Raw genomic sequence first — 20,932 nt, forward strand, 5'->3', positions numbered from 1 at the left:
TGGCAACTTCTGCTGCACTGGCGAATCACGCGACTACGTCAATTGATTTCCACCCATTGGCCACTCTTGGCACTGGCCAGCACCGCATCGCAGACTTTTTGCGTCCGCAAACCCGAACGGAAATCAGGCTGCACGGGCTTGCCCGTTTCGAGGCTAGTCAGGAAATCGGCCAAGGCGTTGATGAATGTGTGCTCGTAACCGATCGTGCAGCCGGGGACCCACCATTTGTCCATGTACGGATGCTCGAAGTTGGTGACGTTGACGCGCTGCCAACCTGTCAGATGGCTTTCGATCTTGTCGCCTGTCTTCGGATCGGCGTATTTGAAGTATTGCAGGATGTGTGGATCTTCGAGGTCGAAGAAGACGCTACCCCGCTCGCCATTGAGCTCGAAAGTGTTGTAGTTCTTTCGGCCACGAGCGTAGCGCGTGCTTTCGAAGGTTCCCATCGAACCGTTCGCGAACAGAGCGAGGAACATGCAGGCGTCGTCGATCGACACGGGCTGCTTCTTGCCCGTCTCGACGTGAGTGCGTTCCTTGACGAATGTTTCGGTGGCGGCCGAGATGCGCTTGATCGGGCCGTTTAGCCATTCGGCCGTATCGATCGAATGGGCCAGCAGATCGCCGGTGACGCCCGAGCCCGCCACGGCCGCGTCCAGTCGCCACAGGGCCGCGCCTCCCTGCGGCACGTCGTCGGCAATGGTCCAATCTTGCAGGTATGTGGCCCGATAATGAAACGGGCGGCCGATGCGTCCTTCGTCGACGACTTGCTTGGCCAATGAAATTGCGGGCACCCGGCGGTAGTTGAACCAGACCATGTTGGGGATCTTGGCCTTTTCGACCGCGGCGACCATTTCTTCCCCTTCGGCCACGCTCATCGCCAGCGGCTTCTCGCAGAGGATCATCTTGCCCGCGGCCGCGGCGGCCAGCACGATCTCGCGATGCGTATTGTTCGGGCTGCCGATATCGATGACGTCGATGTCCTTGCGCTCGATCAGAAGCCGCCAGTCGGTCTCGTACGATTCGTAGCCCCAATTCTCGGCGAAGGCCTTGATCTTTTCCTCATTACGGGCGCAGCAGGCCTTGAGCACCGGCCGGTGTGCGTGCTTGTAGAACTGGCTGACCTGGCGGTAGGCATTGGAATGGGCACGGCCCATAAAGCCATAGCCGATCATGCCGATGTTTAAGGGCTTGGACATGGATGCTCCGAGCGTGAATGTCTAATGTCGAATGCGCTAATGTCTAAAGAAAGCAGAATGCAATAATGTCGAAGTCTTCGGCGGATTTTCGATGGGTGCGTTACTTGGGTGGTTTTGACCTGCGCTCGGTTCGAGGCACTCGCACTTTGCGATAAATTGTGGTGAATATCAAATGCAACTCTTTGGCCTCGCGCCACAGCCCGCGAATGGCGTCCTTCTGTTCAGGTAAAGCGGTCGCAAACATCCGTAGCCAGTGCTTCGATTCTCGGCATTCCCGTTTGCAAATACTGATGCGGTAACAGAGCTCTTTCTTCGATCCAGCATCGTTTGCCTCGCAGTAGTTCGCCCCCACGCTCGTGGCGGCACGAATGAGTTGGCTGGTCAACGGTGAAGTGACTGGCGTGACGGTAGTTTCTTTCATCAGCCGGACGACGTTTTCGCCAAACACTGCCGTCCGCTCTTCCAGGTCATAGCGCGGCTGGCCCCCGTTTTTTGGCGTTCGTCATTTTGATTTCTTTAGGCATTTCGTCGTTAGACATTCGGCATTTTCTTGCTCAACTCTGCCAGCCGTGCGCATCCCGCACCGCAATCATGGCCGAGAGAATCGAATTCCACGTTTCCGGCTTGTGCATGACGTCGTTGGGGAACATGCAACCGTCCCAGCAGATGTGCTGAAACTTTTTGGTGAGCGTTCCCTTTTCGTCGCGTAGCCAATGACCGGCGTCGCGAGCGATATTCAAGCGGCCGTTCGGATCGCCGGGCAGGCAGTGTCGGCCCGTCTTGTCATGAGAACCTGATCCCTTGACCGTTCCGTCGTTTTGTGCGACGTGGAAATCGATCGTCCATGGACGTAATGCCGCGGTTAGCTTTTTCAGTCCCTCTTGCAGGCCGGCGGTATCTTTCCAATCGAAGTCCGTCGGCAGGATGCGGTCCTCGGGGGAGTTATAGCCCAGCAGATACAAAAGCGTATGGGCCATATCGGCCTGAAAGCCGACGGTTTTTGGCCGATCGGTCAATTCCAGTAATTGCACCATTCGCTTCCAACTGTGCATACCGCCCCAGCAAATTTCACCTTCGGCGGCCAGCCGCTCGCCGTGGTCCTCGGCGATCACGGCTGCCTCGCGGAACGTGCCGGCGATCTTTTTCGAATTCGCCGTCGCATCGCCTTGTGACCAGGTACCGGGATCGACCGACGAATCGATGCGCACGACGCCATAGGGACGTACGCCCAACTCGCGTAGCTTCTTGGCAATCCGGCAACCCTTGCGCACTTGGGTCAGGAAGCTTGCTCGCTCCTGGTCGGAACCCATCGCCGAACCACCGCCCGTCGGAGGCCAAACCGGCGCCACGACCGATCCGATGACTAACTTGCGCGAGCGGACCTTGTCGGCCAGCTTTTTCAGATCGTCGTCCGACGAATCGATATCGACGTGCGGCGCGAATAGAAACAGGTCGACGCCGTCGAACTTGACGCCATCCACCTCGGCGGCGGCCGTTAGATCGAGCATCGTGTCCAGCTCGATCGGCGGCTCGCTGTCGGGGCCTTTGCCAACGACGCCCGGCCAGGCTGCGTTATGTAGCTTGGGAAAGTTATTCGTATGCGTAGGGCTCATGCGTGCGTTCTCGCGAACTTTGATTTCAGCGTTTGTAATCGCCCATCTTCGGTAGTTTGGCGTGAGTGTCCGGGCCAAAGTAGCGCAGACCTACCAACGGCTCACTGCCGGTATTTTCGATCTCGACGCCTGCCGTGGCGGCTTCGTGCGTGATGAAAATTTCGTCCTCGGTGTGCTGGCCGAAGTGAATCATGGCCGGCGTTTGCAAGGCCAGCTTGCCCATGCGGCCGCGCCCTTGTACGGTGATCCAGCCGCTGGCGCCTGGGTCTTGCAACTTGCACTTCGCGCCTGGCTCGACGGTCAATTCCTTGGCGCTGAATAATTGCGCGCCGTCAACTGTGCCGTAGACAATCCAGCGATCGGTATAACCCTGACCACTGCGCGACGCGTCAGTAATGGGCTCCAGGTAATTGTTCTCTTTGAAGTGCGTGTCGACGTTCTTCTCCCAGTCGAGCTGCTCGATGATGAAGTCCAGATCCTGGTGCTTGTCTTTTGGCACGTCTTTGACCAGCAAGGCCCACGGCACCTCGCGCCCTTCGACCAACGACTGGAACATTCCGAACACATCCGAACCCCATTGCGGCTCGTAGGTGCAGAGCGAACCGGGGGCGTGCAGCACACCCGGCGGAATCAACCAGCCGGTGCCGCGCTTCAAACGGAAAGCACGCGACAGGTCGAGGATGCCATTGTCCCCCTTCGACCAGTTCTCCAGGCAGCGACGCAACTGCTGACGCGTCGTGCCGGGTTCGAGCCCCATGAACGTGTACGCGAAGTTATTGTCGACGTTGTTCAGTTGCGGTGGGAAATAGTAGCTCTCCGGCTTTCCTTCCTGGCCTGTCAGCGCCGCATGCTCGAACTTCTGGTGCATGTGATGGGGAATGGGCCCCATATTATCGAAGAACTTCGAGTAGACGGGCCAGCGCTTGTACTTGTCGAACATCGCCTTGCCGACCAGACGCGTCCCTTTTTCGGCCACAGCGTCCGAAAGCGTGAATCGTTGCTTTTCGAATGCGACGTAGCTCAATCCTTCATCCGGGGTGCGGTTATCGTTGGCCGCTTCGGTGGTACTGGCGAACCAGCGCTCGTCGATGCCGCCGCGATGCGCGCCGTAAGCGTACCAATCGGTCGGGGCGAGTTTGATGCGCTTGCCGGGGTGCAGAAAGCTGCGCGGCACCCACGTGGGCGTCAGCCGCAGCAGGCCGCCGCCGGCGTCGAGCGCTGCGTCGAGAATCTTGCCCACATTGTCCTTCGCCACCACGTCTTTGGTCGAAACAGTCGCTGTCGCCATAATTACCGCCCAAATTCCAAGGAAAAATGCCTGGCAGAATGCCCGGCAAACGGTTTGTGGGAAAGGACTTGTTTTATTCGGTCGCCGTGTGCTTCGCAAGCCAGCGAAGAGCCGTGGCGGGTGTCACAAAACGGGCGGGTTGAGCGTCATTACAGGAGCGGCGGCAGCTAAAATGCGTGACGCTCTGAAGCACGGCCAATCCATTCCCGGGAGAACGAACATGGCAGTTTTGCAGAAGCGATCTATGGGCGGCTCGATCGCGCTATCGATTCTTGTGGTTGCGACGAGCGCCGCTTTTTCGCACGACAAAGACGACGACAAAGTCACGCCGCCGGGCAGCGGCAGTGCGATCGCCAAGGTGTTCGAGCAGGTGCTGCCCGCCGGTGACTTTCGCAAAGTTAACGTCATCACGGTCAGCTATGGTCCCGGTGGTAAATCACCCAAGCATCGCCATGACGTGGCCGTGTTTGCTTACGTCGCCGAGGGGGATGTCGAGAGCCAGCTCGAAGGCGAAGAGCTGAAGACGTTTCACAAAGGCGAGATGTGGTACGAACCGCCGGGGACAATCCACGTCGTGAGCCGGAATGCCAGCCAGGAGAAGCCGGCCAAGCTGCTAGTGTTCTTGGTGCAAGAGGAAGGAAAAGCGGCCACGACCGTCGTCAAGTAAACCTAGCGGCGAAATAACCGTGCTGCATCCGCACCGGCTGGTAAGGGCAGCTCATGAATCGTAGATTCTAGCCGATACGAGTATCGCTCGGCGAATACGATTGCATCGCCTGGCCCTCGAGTCTCTTTGCACAGGGATGCCGTTGCATGAGCGAACAGTCGTGGCTGTTGACCGATGTTGACCAGCGTGTGTTTGTGCCGGAGCTGGAGCTCGGGCCGGCGGATTTCACGGGAGACCAGGTGCGCGGGCTGCGTGTCAAGAAGTACGTCTTGCGCGGCGGTCTCAGCGAAGGCGTCGACGTGATCGAGCTGGAAAACGGTCTTCTCCGCGTCATCGTGCTCCCGTCGCGCGGCATGGGAATTCACAAGATCTTCGCGGGCGATGTCGAACTGGGGTGGCGCTCTCCGGTGCGAGGGCCGGTAAACCCGAAGTTCGTCAACCTTTTCGAAGGGAACGGCATCGGCTGGCTCGGCGGATTCGACGAATGGCTTTGCCGCTGCGGCCTGGAATCCAACGGCGGTCCCGAATGGGACGATGCCGGGCGTTTACAGCGCCCGTTGCATGGCCGTATCGCTAACTTACCGGCGCATCGCGTCGAACTCGCCGTCGATGGGCATACCGGCGAAATACGTGTGACGGGCATCATCGGCGAAGCCCGACTCTTCGCTCGCAAGCTGCGGCTGTCGTCGACCGTGCGCCTGCGAGCCGGAGAAGCGGTGCTGCACATCCACGACGAAGTTGCCAATCTGTCGGCGGAGCCAACGGATTTCGAGCTGTTGTATCACATCAACTTCGGCTTGCCGCTGCTACAGCCGGGAGCGACGCTTGTCGCTCCGGCGATCAACGTCGTTCCGCAGACATCGCATGCGGCCACCGATGTGTCCTGCTGGCATACGTACGGCGTCGAAGAGGCGGGGCTCGGCGAATTCGTCCATTTCTTTACGTTGGCCGCGGACAAGGACGGTCGCACCCAGGTTCTGCTTAAAGCGGCCGAGGATCGAGGTGCCGTCCTGTCGTTCAATGTCAATCAACTGCCCTGCTTTACACAATGGAAGTGCCAGCAGCCGGCACAGGACGGTTACGTCACGGGCCTCGAGCCCGGCACAAATTATCCGAACGTGCGCTCGTTCGAAGAGCAGCAAGGGCGCGTACCGACGCTGGCTCCTGGCGCGTTACGCAACTTTGACCTGTCGGTCGAGGTGTTCGACACTGCCGCCGGCATTGACGCCACAGAACAGGCGATCCGCAAGCTGGCCGGTGACCAAGCGCCGCGCATCTTCGAACGTCCGCAACCGGGCTGGTCTCCCGCGTAATGTTCTCGATAGCCAGATGCTATTCGTTCGTCTTGTGGCGAAGGATTTCACGCCAGGTGCGGGCGCCCGGCTCAGGCACGCGCGCCAACCAAAAGACGCCGGCCGCGCGCGTGACGGCACCAACCAGAAACAAAATCGCGAAATGATCAAGGGTGACGCCGCCCCAGGTGACGTGGAAATGCGCGTCGCGCAGCCGGTCGAATATCACACCGCCGGCAAGCGTGCTCAGGCCATAGGCCAGCCCGCCGATTGCCTCGAACGAGGCAATATGGCTGGCATTGTCTTGCGGCGGGGCGAGCTTGAGCATGATGTTCGTCAAGCAGATGTTCAGTCCTGCGTAGGCCGACCAGACAACCCACGCTCCGGCTACCCACCAGGGAGCATCAGGAGTAGCCAGTAAGTAGAACAGGGGGCCGATGGCAACAATGGCCTGGCTGAGTTCCAATACGGGCCGATTACCAACGCGATCACTGGCCCGTCCTACGAAGGGGCTGAGCGCCATCTGTCCGCCGCGCATTCCCAGTTGCATCACTTGCATCGGCAGCACACCGATGCCGAGCGCGTAAACATAAATGTTCTGCGCCGCCTGTGTGATACCGTTGAAAAACGAAAACCAGCACCGATAGACCAGCAACCGGCGAAAAGCCGGATCCCCTAGAGGCCAGCGACGCGCGGTCCGACTAGCGACGTTTCGCCGCGGCGCGGGTACGTCTTGCATCAGCGAAAGTGGCAGAAGTGATGCGAGTAAAAAACCTGCCCCGATGCAATTCGGGATCACGTATCCCAGCAATAATCGCTCGGGCTGTGTTTCCTTATAAGCTTTCTTCCAATCGTCGGTGAAACGACCGCTGACGAACAAAGCCGGAATCAGAAATGCCAGTTGCCAAACTTGCCGACGGGCAAAGTAACGGCCGCGAATCGGTTGCGGTACGAGCGCCGAAAGCCATGACCAGAGTGCGACGCTACCGACGTATTCGAGCAACTGATGTACGCAAATGAGCGCTAACATGCCGGCAAGCGCCGTGGCACGCGGAATGTCCGGCGATAGAGTTATGGCCGGCAAACCGACGGCCAACAGCAAATAGCTGGCCAGGGACGCCTTGAGGCAGGTGGCTTTGATGCCGCCGAGAGGCCCAATCAAACGCGGCGTCGCCAGTCGCAACAATCCCACCAGCGTCGGCGCTGCGATCAGCAGGCCCAGGGCCGTTCCTTTCGCGCCAAGCTCTTGTGCCAAATAGTAGATGAGCGTGCCGGTAGTGAGACCGTTGCCCACGCTCCACAGCGCGCCGTTCACATAACCAAGTACGAGCGCGCGACGCCGTGCAGCGCGTGTCAGGCGCGGTGCAGTTTGAGAGGTGGAATAAGAACGTTCATCAGGCGTCATGGCCGCCAAAGCCTAAGCGGCTGCGCACGCTCATGCAATGTGAAGAGGATCACGGAGGATCACGATCAGGAATCGCAAAACAGATAGGCCGCGGCTGGCATCTCGGGCGATTCTCGGGGCGCGCGACGATGCGCCTGAACAGTTCTTGTTGTAGAAACGCCGGCGCCGAGTGCCAGTGCTCTAAGGGCTTCCCGGAGGAATCGGATCGCCGTTGTCGTCGTACTTTGGCGACTTCGCACCCCCAGTCTTTTTGCCATTGGCGGGCGTTTTAGTGCGCTGGCGTTTGTTGGTGGACTTGGCGACCGATGGATCTGCTGCCTTGTCCTCGTCTGCCCAAGGACTCGTCGGCACGATTTCTTCTTTCTCGGTTTCGCGAGAACGTGGAGCTTTCGGAGTCTTCGGGGCTTTCGTCTTTCGCGCCGGTTTGCCTTTTGCTTGCGGCTTTGACGTCGAGTCGTCGGACTCGTCTTGCATGGGGCCAGCCTGGCCACCAAGTCCTGGTTGCCCGGTTCCCCCTTTATCATTCGTGCCGGCATTCGGACCGCCGCCGGCGTCGGGCGCCGCGTTGGGGCGAGCACGCTGAAACGCACCGCCGCCATTCGCCGGTTGTTGACCGCTTGGTTGCTGTCCGTTTGGCTGCTGAAAGCCGTTTGGCGGTTGGAAGCCGCCTGGTTGCTGCATGGCGCCGGGCTGTTGTTGTGCGTCGGATTGCTTCGGCGCACCGGCCCCCTTGCCCGCGGCGCCTTGTCCTGCGGCGTTTGGTCCGCCCACACTGGGAAAGGGGGCCAGTCCGCCTGCTGCTGCGGCCGGCGCGCCGGCTCCCGCAGCGTTCTTGTCCGGCGCTTTGTCGTTAGCTGGGCGTTTGGCGCCGGCCGGCTTTTCGGCCGCTTGATTATCGGCTTGCTCCTGACGTTGCTTGTCCGCCAGTTCCTGCGGCAGCGTGCCGGTATCCGCCAGCAAATAGCCTGCCCAGAAGAAAGGATGGTCGGCCGTCGGCGCCTCTTCGTGCGCGGTTAGCCGCAAACGGGGCTCGTTGGCAGGGTTTAGTGCGTCCTTCGAGACCAACAGCAAGCTGCGCTGCCAGGCGTCGGCCGCACTGGCATGAGGCAATTCCTGTGCGAATTCTCGTACTAGATCGATGCTCGATTGGCCGCCCGTGCGCCATCGACTTAGCAATACGGTCCGCGCGCCGTTGGCCATCAGAGCGCAAACAGATAGGAACACTTCATTCCCCGGCTGGCCCGTCTGCTTTTTCATCGCGTTCTCGGCCGCGGTATGGAACGACGGCATGATGACAAAATCGGGGCCACCCCATGGAAGGGCAAACCAGTTCGCCACCGTACCCGTCCCTTTTTGATCCTGGGGCAGCGGGGACCAATCGTAGGGATCGTCTTCCGAAACCGGAACCTCGTTGAGAACGATCAAACCGTCGAACAAAGTGGCGTAGGCCGGCAGGTCCTTCGGCATCGGCGAATGGAGCGCCACAGCGCCGGGCAGTGTCTTGCTGATCTCGGTATACGCTTCGCTGGCCTGTTCGGAATCACCTCCGAGCATCAATTTTCCCAACACGACGGCCGTATTTCCGCCGGCGCGACGTGGCCGAGGATCGCCGACTCCCAACGAGACCAGCGGTGCGTAACGAATCTGCACCTGAGTCATCAGGGGAACTTGCTCTTCGCCGACAGTCACCGGCAGCGCCTCGAAGGGCAAATACCACAAGGCGCCGTCGGGGACGATCACCAGTTCCTTGAAACTCTTTAGGTCGGCTCGAGAATCCTTCGTAATCGCATCGAAGATTTGCTTGGCCGGCTCTTTCCAATTCGAGGCGTTCAGATCCTTGAGCGTCATTTGGCGATTGCCGTCGACGCTTCCCATGCTTTGCAAAAGTTTCATCACAGGCTTGATCAATTGGTCGCCCCGCGGCACCTTCCAGTAGCCGTACTTGTCGCGGGTCATCAAAATCGCGTATGCCTGCCGCGGCGTGGAGAAGAAGCTGAGGATCGCATGCCCATCAGGCAGGGCCGCTTTAATGTCCTTCGTCGCGCGGAAGGGAGGAAAAATCAAGTTGCATGGCTCGCGTCGGACGGCCATCTGCCGCAGTATCAATTCCTGCGAGTTGCTGGTTTCCGTCAACGCGGCCAGCTTATTCGCCTGTTGATGACCCGCTTCCGCGTTCTCGGCCACGAGTGGCGATTGCTTCAACGCGCCATGAAGTTTCTCGGCCGCCTGGTGCAATTTTTCATAATCGGAATAGCGGGCCAGCAAATCCTGACGCTGCAAACGCGACGCCTGATCTAGATTGTCCTCAGGGCCATCGAGCAGCCAGCGCAGATTATGCAGACGCCCACCGAAATCTAACGTGCTCAAGAACCTGTGCCGGCGCGCAAGGTCGCTGATTTCGAGTACCCGTTCGTGGTCTTTGCGGTCGACGGCCACCTCGAACCAGTGCTCATACTCCAATTCGTGCGGCGTCATCATGACCGACAGCGCTTCCATTGGATCGCTGGCCCAATCCCCCGGCGTCGGGTCGCGTAGCACCTCGCCATACAGATCCATCGCCACGCGCGGGCTGAATGTCCCATCGGTGTACAGGGCATCCGCCAGCGAGATGTGAAACAGCTTGAGCGAGCCGTTCTTTTGAAAGGCCATCGCCTGCGCCAGCTTTTGGTCCCCTAGCTCAACATTGCTTTGCTGATAAGCAGCCAAGGCGCTAATGAAGTTCAGCCGTGCTCCGACCTTACCCATGGCCATTCCGCGCCGGCCAATCGACGTTCCCGCCGTATTCAGCAGGCCCAGCGCCGTCTGTGGCTGCTCGAGGATGCAGTAATTTTCGGCGGCAAGTATCTGTGTCGAGACGTTCAGATGGCGCAGATTGTTGGCCCGGGCCCATAGCGTGGCCGCCGTTAATGGCGGGTATAACCCGGGGCGATTCGCCATCAAGTGCGTAATCTGCCCGTAGCGGAACGCCTCTTCGAGTGTTGTGGGATCGAGATAGAGTGCGGCGGAATAGGTCGCCTCGGTAAAGTAATTCGTCGCGGCATCGTAGTCCGAGGCCTGCAGCGCCAGCCGGCCAAGCTCGAAGAATGCCATGCCGGTCAACGGGTGGTCGAATTCACCGGCTGCGAGTACGGCTCGTTCGAGCGATGTTTTCGCTTGCGCGTCTTTACCACCGCAAGAAAATGCGATCCCTAGTTGCAGGTCGATCCAACATTCGGACCAGTGATTGGGATGTCCGGGACGGCGTGAGAATTCGGTAATCAGGTCGTTTGTCAATTGATCCTGGGCGCAGGCCGGACCCATCAATTCGCGCCGGCGACGCATGGCCAGACACGTGCAACGGATGATCTCGGTGGCATGGATCATCGTTTGCATCGGCGCGCTGGCGACACCTCCGCCTTGCGCAACAAGATTCTGCAGGTTCGTAAACTGCCCCTGCATAATCCCGTACATATCGGGATAGTTCCCAAGCACGACGGCCCGCGCGCTTCGTCCCCACGGGAGCGGCCTGAACTGGCCAACGTTTGCCGTGCGCAGTGCCGGAAACTGGACCTGCATCATCCAGTTGTTGAAGGCCGAGTAGATCGACAGGGCGCTGTTGTATTGGGCAAGTGCCTGCTGGTGCTGCCCCATCTGGTAGTAGCACTCGCCGACCATCGTGTAGTAGCAGATCGAATCGATCCAGCGCGTCGTTCCGGCCCGAATGCCGCCGCGGCCGGCGGATTGAAATTCGAGCAGCGCGTCACGATAGTCGCCGTCATAATAGGTGCTGAGCGAGCCGAGATACTGTGCCGAGGGGGCGGAGAAGCCGAATTGGGCCCCGGCCGATTTTGGCAAGATGAGTAGCGCCACAGCCATCACGGTCGTCGCTAGCAGGCGGCGCCGAAGGCCATGCGTCAGCCGTTCGTGCGGCATGGTTTTGCCCACGTCTTCAGTCCTCCTCCAGCTTTCGCTTGCGTGCCTGATCGCCAGCGCCGAAATAGCGCCTGCACAAGCGTTGTGCCTGCTGTTCCATGCAGGTCGACGGCCGGAAAATCAAAGAAGTGGGTCTCCGGCTCGCGATCCTTCCAGCATACAAGGAGCGCCCCCGATTGGCAAAAATACGAGCACTGCCAATCGGCATAGGTTCATGCGGCACATGAACTTCCGCGACTGATAGCACTTCGCCGCGGCGCGTTAAAACCGGCCCGTCCCCAGTGTTTGCCGGCAGATTCTCGCAAAACGTCCGAAAGTCCGCACGCCGCAAGGACGATAAACGTGGTTAGCAACCTTTCCGGTTGTAGCGATTAAACCATGCGAGAACCTCCGGAGTCGCAGGACGGCGGCCCGGCGCGCCAGGAGCAGGATTACTGATGGCTCGGTCAAATTCTACCTCTGTCAAAGCTTGCTGCTGTGGCATCCTGATGTTGGCCGCGACGGCCAGCGTTGGCTGCCAGAGCGACTATGCCGGGCAGACTCTGCCGAGTGCCTACTGGCAAAAGGATGACATTCAATATTTTCCGCCGGGCCCTGAGTTCAAGCTGACGCGAGAAGCCGCGGCGCTGAAGACTTACGGCACGGGTCGCACTACCCGCCCGATCGGCGCACCGCTGGGACCGATCGACGAAGCGCCGGGCCCCGTGCCAGGCGGTTTGGACAATGGACCGGCTCCGGGCGCCGCACCGGCACCACGGCAACCTGTCGGAGGCCCCGTTGTCGACGAGGCGCCGGCCGTCGAAGCCGCGCCGCCTGCCGAGGTACCGGCCGACGATCCGTTCAATCCGCAATAGTGTGAATCATTAACTGGCCTGCCTGGCTCGGCGAATAACCGGGCCGCGCGTGGTCGAACCGATAGGAGTATGCGATACCGCCGGTTTTCTCTTCGAGCGTTCCGCACAGGGATGCTTACGGTAGAAGAATCTCGGTCATCGCATGGCAGCGGTCTAACCGCCGCTGCCCCACAAATTTTTCGGACGCCTGAAATACCTGCCGCGCACATACGTGCGTACCGCCGAAACGGCGGACAGAATCGGGAAGTATTCAAGGCGCGTAGGGGGGACCGATGCTCTTCGCCACTAGTGTCCGTGGGACGCTTAACCAAGTGACCTTGGTCACTAGCAGGCGAAGAGTCGAATCAGTGTGCGAGTTCTGCGTCGAACGGGCGGTTTCACCGCGCCAGCGGCGCAGGCTCCGCGAGGAAGCAGCCTGACTATGCCACCACAGCCCGATCTTGCCGAGTTGGCCCAATACTGGGCCAATGAAAGTTTCGTCTGGGTCGGCTTCGGCACCCTGGTCGGGCTGTTGGGTAAAGCCATCATGCCGGGGCGCGATCCCGGCGGCGCGATCGCCACGCTGGGCATTGGCATCGGCGGCGCCATCATCGGCTGCGGCGTACTGTCGTTCTTCTTTCCCGAATATCGCGTATCGCCGCTGACGCCGGTCGGCTTCTTGGTGGCGACCGGCGGTGCCTTCTTGCTGCTGTTCTTCTACCGGCTGCTCGCCGGGTACGTCATCACCGAAGACGGCGAGGGTTACGTCCCGCGCCCAATGTTCTCGCGCCGCCGCTACAGCCGCAGACGCGAGCCGGTGTACGATGATCGCCCTTATCGCGATTAGTCGGTCGCTGGGAACATTTCTTGTTTGCCGGGATGGATAACTACATCCCCGCGGCAATATCGAACGGCGATTGATCATCGCGATCGTCGGTTCGATGTCTTCCGGTGTGGGCGATAGCCTGAGCCGGGCTCGCCACGGATGTGATCGCCTTCGCGCTGTTCGCGCACCTCGCGGTTTGCCTTGACGCGGCGCTTGTCGAGCGCTTCCTTCGGCGGCCGATCGGCGATCAGGCAATCGCAGCCGCTGCCGATGAGATCCTGGCGGCCGGCTTCTTCGAGCGCTTTGCGCACTTCGAAGTAATTCTCCGGCTTGAAAAACTGCAGCAAGGCGCGCTGCAGCTTGCGGTCGCTCAGATGCTTTGCCACATAGACCGGTTTCTTGGTCATCGGGTCGAGGCCCGTATGGTACATGCAGGCCGCGATGTCGAAGGGACTGGGAATGAAGTCCTGCACCTGGTCCGGCTTGTAATGATTTCGTTTCAAAAAGAGCGCTAGCTCAATCATCGAATCGAGATCGCTGGCCGGATGGCTGGCAATGAAATACGGCACCAGGAATTGCTTCTTGCCGGCTTTGCCACTGGCCCGTTTGAACTCACGGTCGAAGGCGGTGAAGTCGTCGATGCCCGGCTTCTTCATCGCCGAAAGCACGTTCGGATCGGTGTGTTCGGGCGCGACTTTCAAATGGCCGCCGACGTGATGCTCGGCCAGCTCGTTCATGTACGTCGAATCGAGCCGGGCCAGGTCCATGCGGATGCCGGATGCCACCAGAACCTTGCGAACGCCCGGTTCTTGCCGCGCCTCGCGCATCAGCTCAATGAGCGGACCATGGTCGGTGCCGAGCAGCTTGCAAATCGTCGGATGCACGCAGCTCAGTCGGCGGCAGCGAGCTTCGACCTCGGGACGGGTGCAGCGCATTTGATACATGTTGGCCGTCGGCCCGCCGATATCGCTGACGACGCCGGTGAACTCGGGCTCGGCGGCCATCTGCTTGATTTCTGAGATAACGGACGGCTGGCTGCGGCTTTGAATGATCCGTCCTTCGTGCGCCGTGATCGAACAGAACGTGCAGCCGCCGAAGCAGCCGCGCATGATCTGCACTGAATCTTTGACGACCTGGAACGCCGGAATTCGCTCCGTGCCATAGGTCGGATGCGATCGTCGGGTGTACGGCAAGCCGTAAACACGGTCCATCTCCGTTTGCGCCAGTGGGAAGGCTGGCGGATTAACCACCACTGCCTCGCGCGCGTGGTACTGAACGAGTCGTCGCGCGTTGTAGGGATTCGTTTCCAGGTGCGCGATCTTGGTCATCTCGGCAAAGGCGAGCTTGTCCACCGAGACCTGTTCGTAGCTGGGTAGAGTGATCGTGTTCTCGACGGGAGCCAATTCGCTGGCCCCCTGGCGATAAACGACGCCGCGCATGTCGCGCAGATCGCGAACCGTTTCGCCGGTCGCAAGCCGCCGCGCGATCTCGACGATCGGACGTTCGCCCATGCCGTAGACCAGCAGGTCCGCCTTGGCGTCGAGAATGATCGAGCGGCGGACTTTGTCGCTCCAATAATCGTAATGCGCGATCCGTCGCAGGCTGGCCTCGACTCCACCAGCGATGACCGGAACGCCTGAATACGCTTCGCGCGACCGCTGACAATATGCCAACGTCGCCCGATCGGGACGACGCCCAATCTGCCCGCCCGGACTGTACGCGTCGTCGTTGCGCACTTTCCGGTTGGCGGTGTAGTGATTGATCATCGAGTCCATGTTGCCGGCGCTAACGGCAAAGAACAGCCGCGGCCGGCCGAACGTGCGCCACGCGTCGCAGTTGCGCCAGTCAGGCTGACTGACAATGCCGACGCGAAGGCCTTCGCTCTCGAGCAATCGTCCCAATAGCGCCATGGCGAAACTGGGATGATCGACGTAGGCATCGCCCGTGACAAAGACGACGTCCACATCGTCCCAACCACGATCGCGCATTTCCTGCCGCGACATGGGAAGCGGCGCCGTGGGAGCCGAACGAAGCGGGCCGGAAGCTAGCGGCGCGCAGGAATAATTTGATCCAGCCGGATCATCTATGATCGGCAACAAGCCAGCAGGATAAGGGGCAGACGGTGATTGGTTGCTATTGGACACGATATGGCAAATTGCGCCGCGGACGGATTTGTGAAAACGCACACATTGGACTGCAATCATTCTAGTCCTAAGAGGCCTCAGGCGACAGTTGATAAGCGATCCATTTGAATCATTGGTCAGGGAGAGCGTTCTCCCCATTTGCCATAGGCGCAATTTCTTCTGCATCCGGCCCTGCAGTTCGGCGGAATGCCCTCACAATGCAGTTGGGAATGCGTCTGCGCAGCGCGACAACGTCCTCCACCGTAAGATTTGGAGAATTAAGTCGTAACTCTTTTAAAGAGGGGGCGTGGTCGATGCCTGCGACTCCCTCCTTCAGCCAGTTCTCTTGATAGGGTTCCTCAATGGAGAGGATTTCTACCGTGGCCGTCGAAATGAGTTCGGGCAGGGGAATGTCCTTTCCACTCGCGGGAGCGGTTCCTAGACGCCGCAGGCTGGGTGACGACCGAAGTTGATCAAGCCCCGAGCCAGTCAAACCAAGATGGTACAAGGTAAGTGAGTCGAGGTCGGGTAGCGCCGGATGTGCTTTAGTCCTTCCTCGGACAGAGGCGTTTTGCCAACGATGATAAACGTGACTCCCGCCAGACCGCGGATGCCGGCGAAGAGCTTGTCTGCTTCGCGCCCATATTCCACCTGCAACGTAACATCATGGGCGCCGACGAGCCGTCCTTGCTCTTTGACGAATTCGTCTCTCTCTGTGTCGTCGGATAGGAAGATCGTACAGCCACTGCGCAGTTTTGCCTCGTCCATCATCTGTCGAACATGGGCGCGCCGACTTCGTTCGGGGCCGTTTTGCAACTCGTCAAAAACGAGATAGCCGCAATAGAGAACTGCCGCCAGCGCTGCTACGAAGATGAGATAGTCAAACAGTCGAGTTGAGAGTCTCATCAGTTCTTACTCTCGCGCGATCGTCGGTGCGAGTAGGAACGCTACTTCTCGGGTTGCACCAACGAAATGGATCCTGCCTCGGGAAAGAGCCGATTCGCTTCGGCCAGTTCTTCCTGGGTGACATCGAGTGGCAGTAATATCCAATGGACGTTCGTGTCTCCCATAATCAGCCGCCAGCGCGGCACGGCCGATTGAAAGTTTTGACTATCAAGCCCCCAGGAATCATGCACCCTTAGCCACGCCTGACGCTGGCGAATGAAACTCAACTCCCAACCCAGCCAAATTGCAAATGCAGTCACGACCAGGAACACGGTTCCCAGGCCGAATTGAAGCCATGGACGGCGGATAGCAAACGGTTTCGACATACTGCAACAATCTTAACGTCATTAGTTCGGCAGTGCATGAAACCATTGCTGCATCGCACTGGTAAGGGTTGGCAACCAACTCATTTCCGTGGAATTTCGCTGTGATTCGGCGATTGGCTTTGATTTCTGTCGTCGTCGTCGCGACAATGCCGCTTCCGGAAAGTACGTCTATAGACCACGAGTGTCTCGACATCAAAACTCGCAATCTTTAAGGGACCGTTTGCATGAGATCTGCCTTGGAGACGAAACGGCTCTGGATCGCGTTGAAGATGCTTTCCTTGGTCGCGGCCTGCTTGACCCTGTCGCTCGTCGGTGTTGCCGCCGCGGCGGATGAAAAAGTCGAGGCCGGGGCGGCCCCGGTTTCGCCGGCCCGGTTCTTGTTCGCGCTCGATTTGGACGGCAAGACTCATAACATCGGCGACGGCGACGGCTATCGGGCCGTGGCGGTCGTTTTCCTGGCCACGGATTGTCCTGTCTCGCGGGAATATGTGCCAACGTTGAACCGACTGGCTGCCTCGCTATCCGATAAACCCATGAAGTTTTACGGTGTCATCTCGGACGATACGATCACGCGAGCCCAGGCCGTGAAGTTCCAGAAGGACTTCGACATCAAGTTCCCGGTATTGTTCGACGCGTCAGGCGAGATTTCCGACGTGCTCGCGCCCACGCACGTGCCAGAGGCCTTTGTGCTGGACGCGGCCGCGTCGGTGGTCTATCGCGGGCGGATCGACGATCTGTACGGCGAACCGGGCAAGAAGCGACCGCAGGCAACGACGCATGACTTGGCTGATGCAATCAATGCGGTCGTCAAGGGCGATCCCGTCGCGGCGGCGCGAACGACTCCGGTCGGTTGTCCGGTGGAAAGGATTCCCGGCAAGGAAGCTGCCACGCCGACGTTTAATCGTGACATCGCCCCGCTGTTGTTCGCAAAATGCGCCGAATGTCATCGTCCGGGTGAAGTCGCGCCGTTCTCGTTGCTTTCGCACGGTGACGCCGCGAAGCGGGCCGGCTTTCTGGCAACCGTATCGCGCAGCCGCAAAATGCCGCCGTGGACGGCCGAGGTCGGTCACGGAGATTTTCTCGCCACCCGACAAATGACCGAGCAACAAATCGGGCTATTCGAGGCCTGGGCCAAGGCCGGAGCGCCCGAGGGCACGGCTGATGATCTGCCGCAGCAACCGCAATTCGCCTCGGGCTGGCGACTCGGCAAGCCGGACCTCGAATTGATCGCGCCGGCGCCGTTCACCGTGCCGGCCGATGGCCCAGATATCTTCCAGCACTTCATCATCCCACTGAACCTGGACGAAAACAAAACGGTCGTGGGTTGGGAGTTTCATCCAGGTAACGCCTCGGTCGTGCATCATGCGATCCTATTCCTCGACACGATGGGAGTGGGGCGCAAACGCGATGCCGAGACACCGGAGCCCGGCTATCAGACGTCAGGTTCGATTGGCATACCCGTGGCCGGCATCGTGGGAGTCTGGACCCCTGGTATGATTCCCCGTTTCTTTCCGGAAAACATCGGCCTGCCGATCCGTAAGAATGCGGACCTGGTGATTCAGCTACACATGCATCCCAGCGGCAAAGAGGAAACGGATCAATCGAAGATCGCGTTGTACTTCGCTGACAAGCCGGTCGAGCGCAACATGGCCGGGGCACCGCTTGTGATCGGGTCGCTGATGATCGACATTCCGCCCGGTTCGCAAGATCACACGATCTCATCCTCGGTGACATTGCCGATCGACGTAACATTGATTTCACTGCTGCCGCACATGCACCTGGTGGGCAAGGAACTGAAGCTGACTGCGACGCTGCCCGACGGCGGCGTAAAATCGCTGGTATGGATCAAGGATTGGAATTTCTATTGGCAGAACAACTACATGTATCGCGAGCCGGTTCGCCTGCCGCAGGGGACTCGCTTGGATATTGTCAGTCGATATGACAATTCGAGCGGTAATCCACTGAACCCCAGCAGCCCGCCGCGGCGCGTGCTGTTCGGCAATGGCAGTACCGACGAAATGTGTTTTGGCATTTTTCAGGTGTTGGCGGATCGTCCCAGCGACGAACAAAAGATCGGTATGGCCTTGATGCAAAGCGCCTTTAAACAATGGAACGAATCGACGATCGACGCCGAAGGGCGCAAGTACATCCTGGACGAGGCCGGCAAACTATTTGGCACTGACGGCAAGACATTAACCGGTCTGTTGAACGCCGGCCGCCGCAACAGTCCGCGTAAGTCGGAAGAAAAGCCCTCGGATAAACCGGCCGATCCACAAGACAAGCCGTCGGCTGATGGCAGCAAATAGGGCGCACGCACCAGAGTCGAGCCGGGCCCGAGCGTTATGGCTCGTATTAAAGCTCGATCGCGGCAATGCGCCGCGCGATTTGATCGACGTTTGTCGAATCGAGGCGCGACGGCAAAACGACGCGCAAGCGATCGGCGGCCGCGGCCATTCCGTATCGCACAGCGTCGATCACGTCGGCGCCGCGCTCGATGGCCACCGCAGTGCCAGCCGCCAAAGCGTCGCCGCATCCGATCGGATTGACGACCGTTTCCACGCGCGGCGGAATCAGACGATAGGCTCGTTCGATCGAGGTAACCAGTACAGCGTCTTTGCCGGCAGTCACGACAACCCACTGAGCTCCGGCGTCGTTCAACTGTCGCATGGCGGCAACCAGATCCGTTTCGCCACGCAATTCACGACCGACCGTTTTGCCAAGCTCCTCCCGATTTGGTTTCACTACCAGTGGCCGGTGCGTTAGCGCCGCAATTAATTCCGGCCCGCGCACGTCCAAAACCGCCTGGCCCGGCGTGCGGTCAAGCAACTCTCGATAAAAGCTGCTCGCCACGCCCGCTGGCAGCGAACCGGTCAATACGACGATCTTTGCCTGGGCTGCCTCTTCGGCAAATGCCGCGGTGTACGCAGCTACCTCGTCGGCCGAAAGCGGCCGCGCGTTCTCAACCAACTCGGTGGTCGTGCTTGTCGCCTGATCCAGGATGGTCGTACAGACGCGCGTCCCTTCACGGCAGGCGATCGTTCTGAGCGGTGCGCCCAAGGATCGAAATTCTGCCGCGATGGCTTCGCGCGCCGCGCCCCCCAGTGGCGAAAGTGTGCAACAATCGGCGCCAAGTTGCGAGATTGCGAGTCCGGCATTTAATACTTTGCCCGAGCCGCACCAGTACGCTTCGCGCGCGCGATTGACCTCGCCCGAGACGAATTCGTCGAAGACAAGGATTTGCTGCCAGGCAGGCGAGAGACCAGCGGCGACAATCACCACATCTGCTCCAGGATTGATTGCAATTGCTCGTCGCCGACTGCCACCGGGTTGCCGTCCAGGCTGTTGCCGTGCGAGGCCTGCACGAGCGCCGGAATCTGCTCTTGCTGTACGTCGATATCTCGCAGCCGTCGCGGCACGCCGACGGTACGACAAAGTGCTTCGATGCGCGCGACCAAAGCATCGGCCGCGGCGCCATCACTGGTCCACGACTCGTCCCAAACATGACGAGCCAGCGCTGCCAGCGCCGCTTCGCAATGCGGACGGTTGGTCGCCAATGTCACGGGCAGCATCACGGCGCACGCCAGGCCATGCCGTGTTCGCGCGATTACGCCCAGGGCCGCCGCCACGCCGTGAGCCATGCCCAAGCCGGAGTTTGCCAGCGCAATGCCCGAGAGCAACGCCGCGTATGACATCGCTTCGCGTGCTGCGCGATTCGCCGGTTCGTTGACAGCCGTGACGATCGCGGGTACGGCGCGGCGCAGCCCGTCGGCCGCCAGAGCGCAGGCCATCGGCTTCGCACGGCGCGAGATATAGCTTTCGATGCACTGCGTGATCGCGTCCATGCCACAGGCGGCCGTGATCGACGGAGAAAGCGAGACGCTGAGTTCCGGATCAACCAACACTGCCCGCGGAACCATCAGGTCTGACCGCAGACTTTTCTTGAACGGTGGGTCGTAATTCGAGATCACGGCGTTTTTTGTCGCCTCGCTGCCGGTACCGCCGGTTGTCGGCATCGCCACTAGTGGTAGTGGTGGGCGCGTGATCGAAAGCCCTCGGCCTACTCCTTCCAAATAATCGACGACGCTTTCGCCTGCGCTGTTAGTAACCAGGGCGCCCGCGGCCTTGGCAAGATCGATCGCCGAGCCGCCCCCGACCGCGATGATGCAATCGTTTTCGCCGGCGTGCTGTTCGCGTAAGAATGCAACCAGCCGGTCGACATCGGTGACCTCAGGTTCGTGCGAGTTGGCGTCGATGCGCACCGATTCGAGGCCGGCCGCCTTGAGTGAGGCAGAAATCTCGTCCAGGGCACCGGTCGCCGCCAGCGTGCGCGAGCCGGCTACGACGAAGGCACGACGGCTGCCTAGCGATCGGCTGATTGCGCCGATTTCGCGCCGCCGCCCCCAGCCGAAGGCAATGCGGGAAGGAGCGAAAAAATCATAGCCTGCCGATAATTGATTACCCGAGGAAGCAGCCATGCAGACGTCGATCCTTACAGCGGCAATGGTC

General features: G+C 59.9%; 16 protein-coding genes. 5 read left to right on the forward strand and 11 right to left on the reverse strand.

All coding sequences use genetic code 11. The features are described 5' to 3' along the window. Positions 1-38 precede the first annotated feature (38 nt). The 4 genes from VGN12_12270 to VGN12_12285 form a co-directional block, all read right to left on the reverse strand. Positions 39-1,196: a Gfo/Idh/MocA family oxidoreductase gene (locus VGN12_12270; protein HEY4310217.1), complete on the reverse strand. Its 1,158-nt coding sequence runs from the start codon at positions 1,194-1,196 to the stop codon at positions 39-41. Between the two features lie 100 nt (positions 1,197-1,296). After that, complete coding sequence (locus tag VGN12_12275) at positions 1,297-1,644, reverse strand: four helix bundle protein (GenBank protein ID HEY4310218.1); 348 nt, start codon at positions 1,642-1,644, stop codon at positions 1,297-1,299. A 106-nt stretch (positions 1,645-1,750) separates the two neighbouring features. Then, on the reverse strand, positions 1,751-2,809 hold the full coding sequence (locus VGN12_12280) for a TIM barrel protein (protein HEY4310219.1): 1,059 nt from the start codon (positions 2,807-2,809) through the stop codon (positions 1,751-1,753). Positions 2,810-2,834: 25 nt separating this feature from the next. Then, on the reverse strand, positions 2,835-4,097 hold the full coding sequence (locus VGN12_12285) for a hypothetical protein (protein HEY4310220.1): 1,263 nt from the start codon (positions 4,095-4,097) through the stop codon (positions 2,835-2,837). A 220-nt stretch (positions 4,098-4,317) separates the two neighbouring features. Between VGN12_12285 and VGN12_12290 the strand changes: the two genes are divergently transcribed. Both VGN12_12290 and VGN12_12295 read left to right on the forward strand, forming a co-directional pair. Beyond that, complete coding sequence (locus VGN12_12290; GenBank protein ID HEY4310221.1) at positions 4,318-4,764, forward strand: cupin domain-containing protein; 447 nt, start codon at positions 4,318-4,320, stop codon at positions 4,762-4,764. A 146-nt stretch (positions 4,765-4,910) separates the two neighbouring features. Then, positions 4,911-6,077 carry an aldose 1-epimerase family protein gene (locus VGN12_12295; GenBank protein HEY4310222.1) on the forward strand — a complete coding sequence of 389 codons (1,167 nt, stop codon included), beginning with the start codon at positions 4,911-4,913 and terminating at the stop codon, positions 6,075-6,077. 19 nt (positions 6,078-6,096) lie between these two features. Here VGN12_12295 and VGN12_12300 read toward each other — a convergent pair whose 3' ends face one another. Both VGN12_12300 and VGN12_12305 read right to left on the reverse strand, forming a co-directional pair. Next, the gene (locus VGN12_12300) at positions 6,097-7,461 is read right to left on the reverse strand and encodes an MFS transporter (GenBank protein HEY4310223.1); all 1,365 of its coding nucleotides are present in this window, start codon (positions 7,459-7,461) and stop codon (positions 6,097-6,099) included. Positions 7,462-7,641: 180 nt separating this feature from the next. After that, positions 7,642-11,385 carry a CHAT domain-containing protein gene (locus VGN12_12305; GenBank protein ID HEY4310224.1) on the reverse strand — a complete coding sequence of 1,248 codons (3,744 nt, stop codon included), beginning with the start codon at positions 11,383-11,385 and terminating at the stop codon, positions 7,642-7,644. Positions 11,386-11,810: 425 nt separating this feature from the next. On the opposite strand from VGN12_12305, the gene VGN12_12310 reads away from it, so the two are divergent. Together VGN12_12310 and VGN12_12315 are read left to right on the forward strand one after the other, a co-directional pair. Further along, the gene (locus VGN12_12310) at positions 11,811-12,227 is read left to right on the forward strand and encodes a hypothetical protein (GenBank protein HEY4310225.1); all 417 of its coding nucleotides are present in this window, start codon (positions 11,811-11,813) and stop codon (positions 12,225-12,227) included. 421 nt (positions 12,228-12,648) lie between these two features. After that, the gene (locus VGN12_12315) at positions 12,649-13,053 is read left to right on the forward strand and encodes a GlsB/YeaQ/YmgE family stress response membrane protein (GenBank protein HEY4310226.1); all 405 of its coding nucleotides are present in this window, start codon (positions 12,649-12,651) and stop codon (positions 13,051-13,053) included. Positions 13,054-13,127: 74 nt separating this feature from the next. On the opposite strand, the gene VGN12_12320 is transcribed toward VGN12_12315, so the two are convergent. The 3 genes from VGN12_12320 to VGN12_12330 form a co-directional block, all read right to left on the reverse strand. Further along, positions 13,128-15,035, reverse strand: coding sequence for a YgiQ family radical SAM protein (locus VGN12_12320; protein HEY4310227.1), 1,908 nt, complete (start codon positions 15,033-15,035; stop codon positions 13,128-13,130). Positions 15,036-15,644: 609 nt separating this feature from the next. Then, a complete protein-coding gene (locus tag VGN12_12325; GenBank protein HEY4310228.1) occupies positions 15,645-16,061 on the reverse strand; it encodes a hypothetical protein in 417 nt (138 codons plus the stop codon). A 41-nt stretch (positions 16,062-16,102) separates the two neighbouring features. Continuing rightward, positions 16,103-16,426: a hypothetical protein gene (locus tag VGN12_12330; protein ID HEY4310229.1), complete on the reverse strand. Its 324-nt coding sequence runs from the start codon at positions 16,424-16,426 to the stop codon at positions 16,103-16,105. Positions 16,427-16,650: 224 nt separating this feature from the next. Here VGN12_12330 and VGN12_12335 point away from each other — a divergent pair, with 224 nt between their 5' ends. Next, on the forward strand, positions 16,651-18,732 hold the full coding sequence (locus VGN12_12335) for a redoxin family protein (GenBank protein ID HEY4310230.1): 2,082 nt from the start codon (positions 16,651-16,653) through the stop codon (positions 18,730-18,732). Positions 18,733-18,778: 46 nt separating this feature from the next. On the opposite strand, the gene VGN12_12340 is transcribed toward VGN12_12335, so the two are convergent. Beyond that, positions 18,779-19,702 carry a PfkB family carbohydrate kinase gene (locus VGN12_12340; protein HEY4310231.1) on the reverse strand — a complete coding sequence of 308 codons (924 nt, stop codon included), beginning with the start codon at positions 19,700-19,702 and terminating at the stop codon, positions 18,779-18,781. Continuing rightward, complete coding sequence (locus VGN12_12345; GenBank protein HEY4310232.1) at positions 19,699-20,901, reverse strand: iron-containing alcohol dehydrogenase; 1,203 nt, start codon at positions 20,899-20,901, stop codon at positions 19,699-19,701. The genes VGN12_12340 and VGN12_12345 overlap by 4 nt, the downstream gene beginning before the upstream one ends. Positions 20,902-20,932 lie beyond the last annotated feature (31 nt).

The sequence above is a fragment of the Pirellulales bacterium genome (assembly GCA_036499395.1).
Lineage (GTDB): Bacteria > Planctomycetota > Planctomycetia > Pirellulales > JACPPG01 > JACPPG01.

What these genes read in the sequence shown, in the direction of transcription:
- VGN12_12270 (HEY4310217.1), bottom strand. Translation starts at nt 1,196, where the DNA reads ATGTCCAAGCCCTTAAACATCGGCATGATCGGCTATGGCTTTATGGGC.
- VGN12_12280 (HEY4310219.1), bottom strand. Translation starts at nt 2,809, where the DNA reads ATGAGCCCTACGCATACGAATAACTTTCCCAAGCTACATAACGCAGCC.
- VGN12_12285 (HEY4310220.1), bottom strand. Translation starts at nt 4,097, where the DNA reads ATGGCGACAGCGACTGTTTCGACCAAAGACGTGGTGGCGAAGGACAAT.
- VGN12_12290 (HEY4310221.1), top strand. Translation starts at nt 4,318, where the DNA reads ATGGCAGTTTTGCAGAAGCGATCTATGGGCGGCTCGATCGCGCTATCG.
- VGN12_12295 (HEY4310222.1), top strand. Translation starts at nt 4,911, where the DNA reads ATGAGCGAACAGTCGTGGCTGTTGACCGATGTTGACCAGCGTGTGTTT.
- VGN12_12300 (HEY4310223.1), bottom strand. Translation starts at nt 7,461, where the DNA reads ATGACGCCTGATGAACGTTCTTATTCCACCTCTCAAACTGCACCGCGC.
- VGN12_12310 (HEY4310225.1), top strand. Translation starts at nt 11,811, where the DNA reads ATGGCTCGGTCAAATTCTACCTCTGTCAAAGCTTGCTGCTGTGGCATC.
- VGN12_12315 (HEY4310226.1), top strand. Translation starts at nt 12,649, where the DNA reads ATGCCACCACAGCCCGATCTTGCCGAGTTGGCCCAATACTGGGCCAAT.
- VGN12_12320 (HEY4310227.1), bottom strand. Translation starts at nt 15,035, where the DNA reads ATGTCGCGGCAGGAAATGCGCGATCGTGGTTGGGACGATGTGGACGTC.
- VGN12_12325 (HEY4310228.1), bottom strand. Translation starts at nt 16,061, where the DNA reads ATGAGACTCTCAACTCGACTGTTTGACTATCTCATCTTCGTAGCAGCG.
- VGN12_12330 (HEY4310229.1), bottom strand. Translation starts at nt 16,426, where the DNA reads ATGTCGAAACCGTTTGCTATCCGCCGTCCATGGCTTCAATTCGGCCTG.
- VGN12_12335 (HEY4310230.1), top strand. Translation starts at nt 16,651, where the DNA reads ATGAGATCTGCCTTGGAGACGAAACGGCTCTGGATCGCGTTGAAGATG.
- VGN12_12345 (HEY4310232.1), bottom strand. Translation starts at nt 20,901, where the DNA reads ATGGCTGCTTCCTCGGGTAATCAATTATCGGCAGGCTATGATTTTTTC.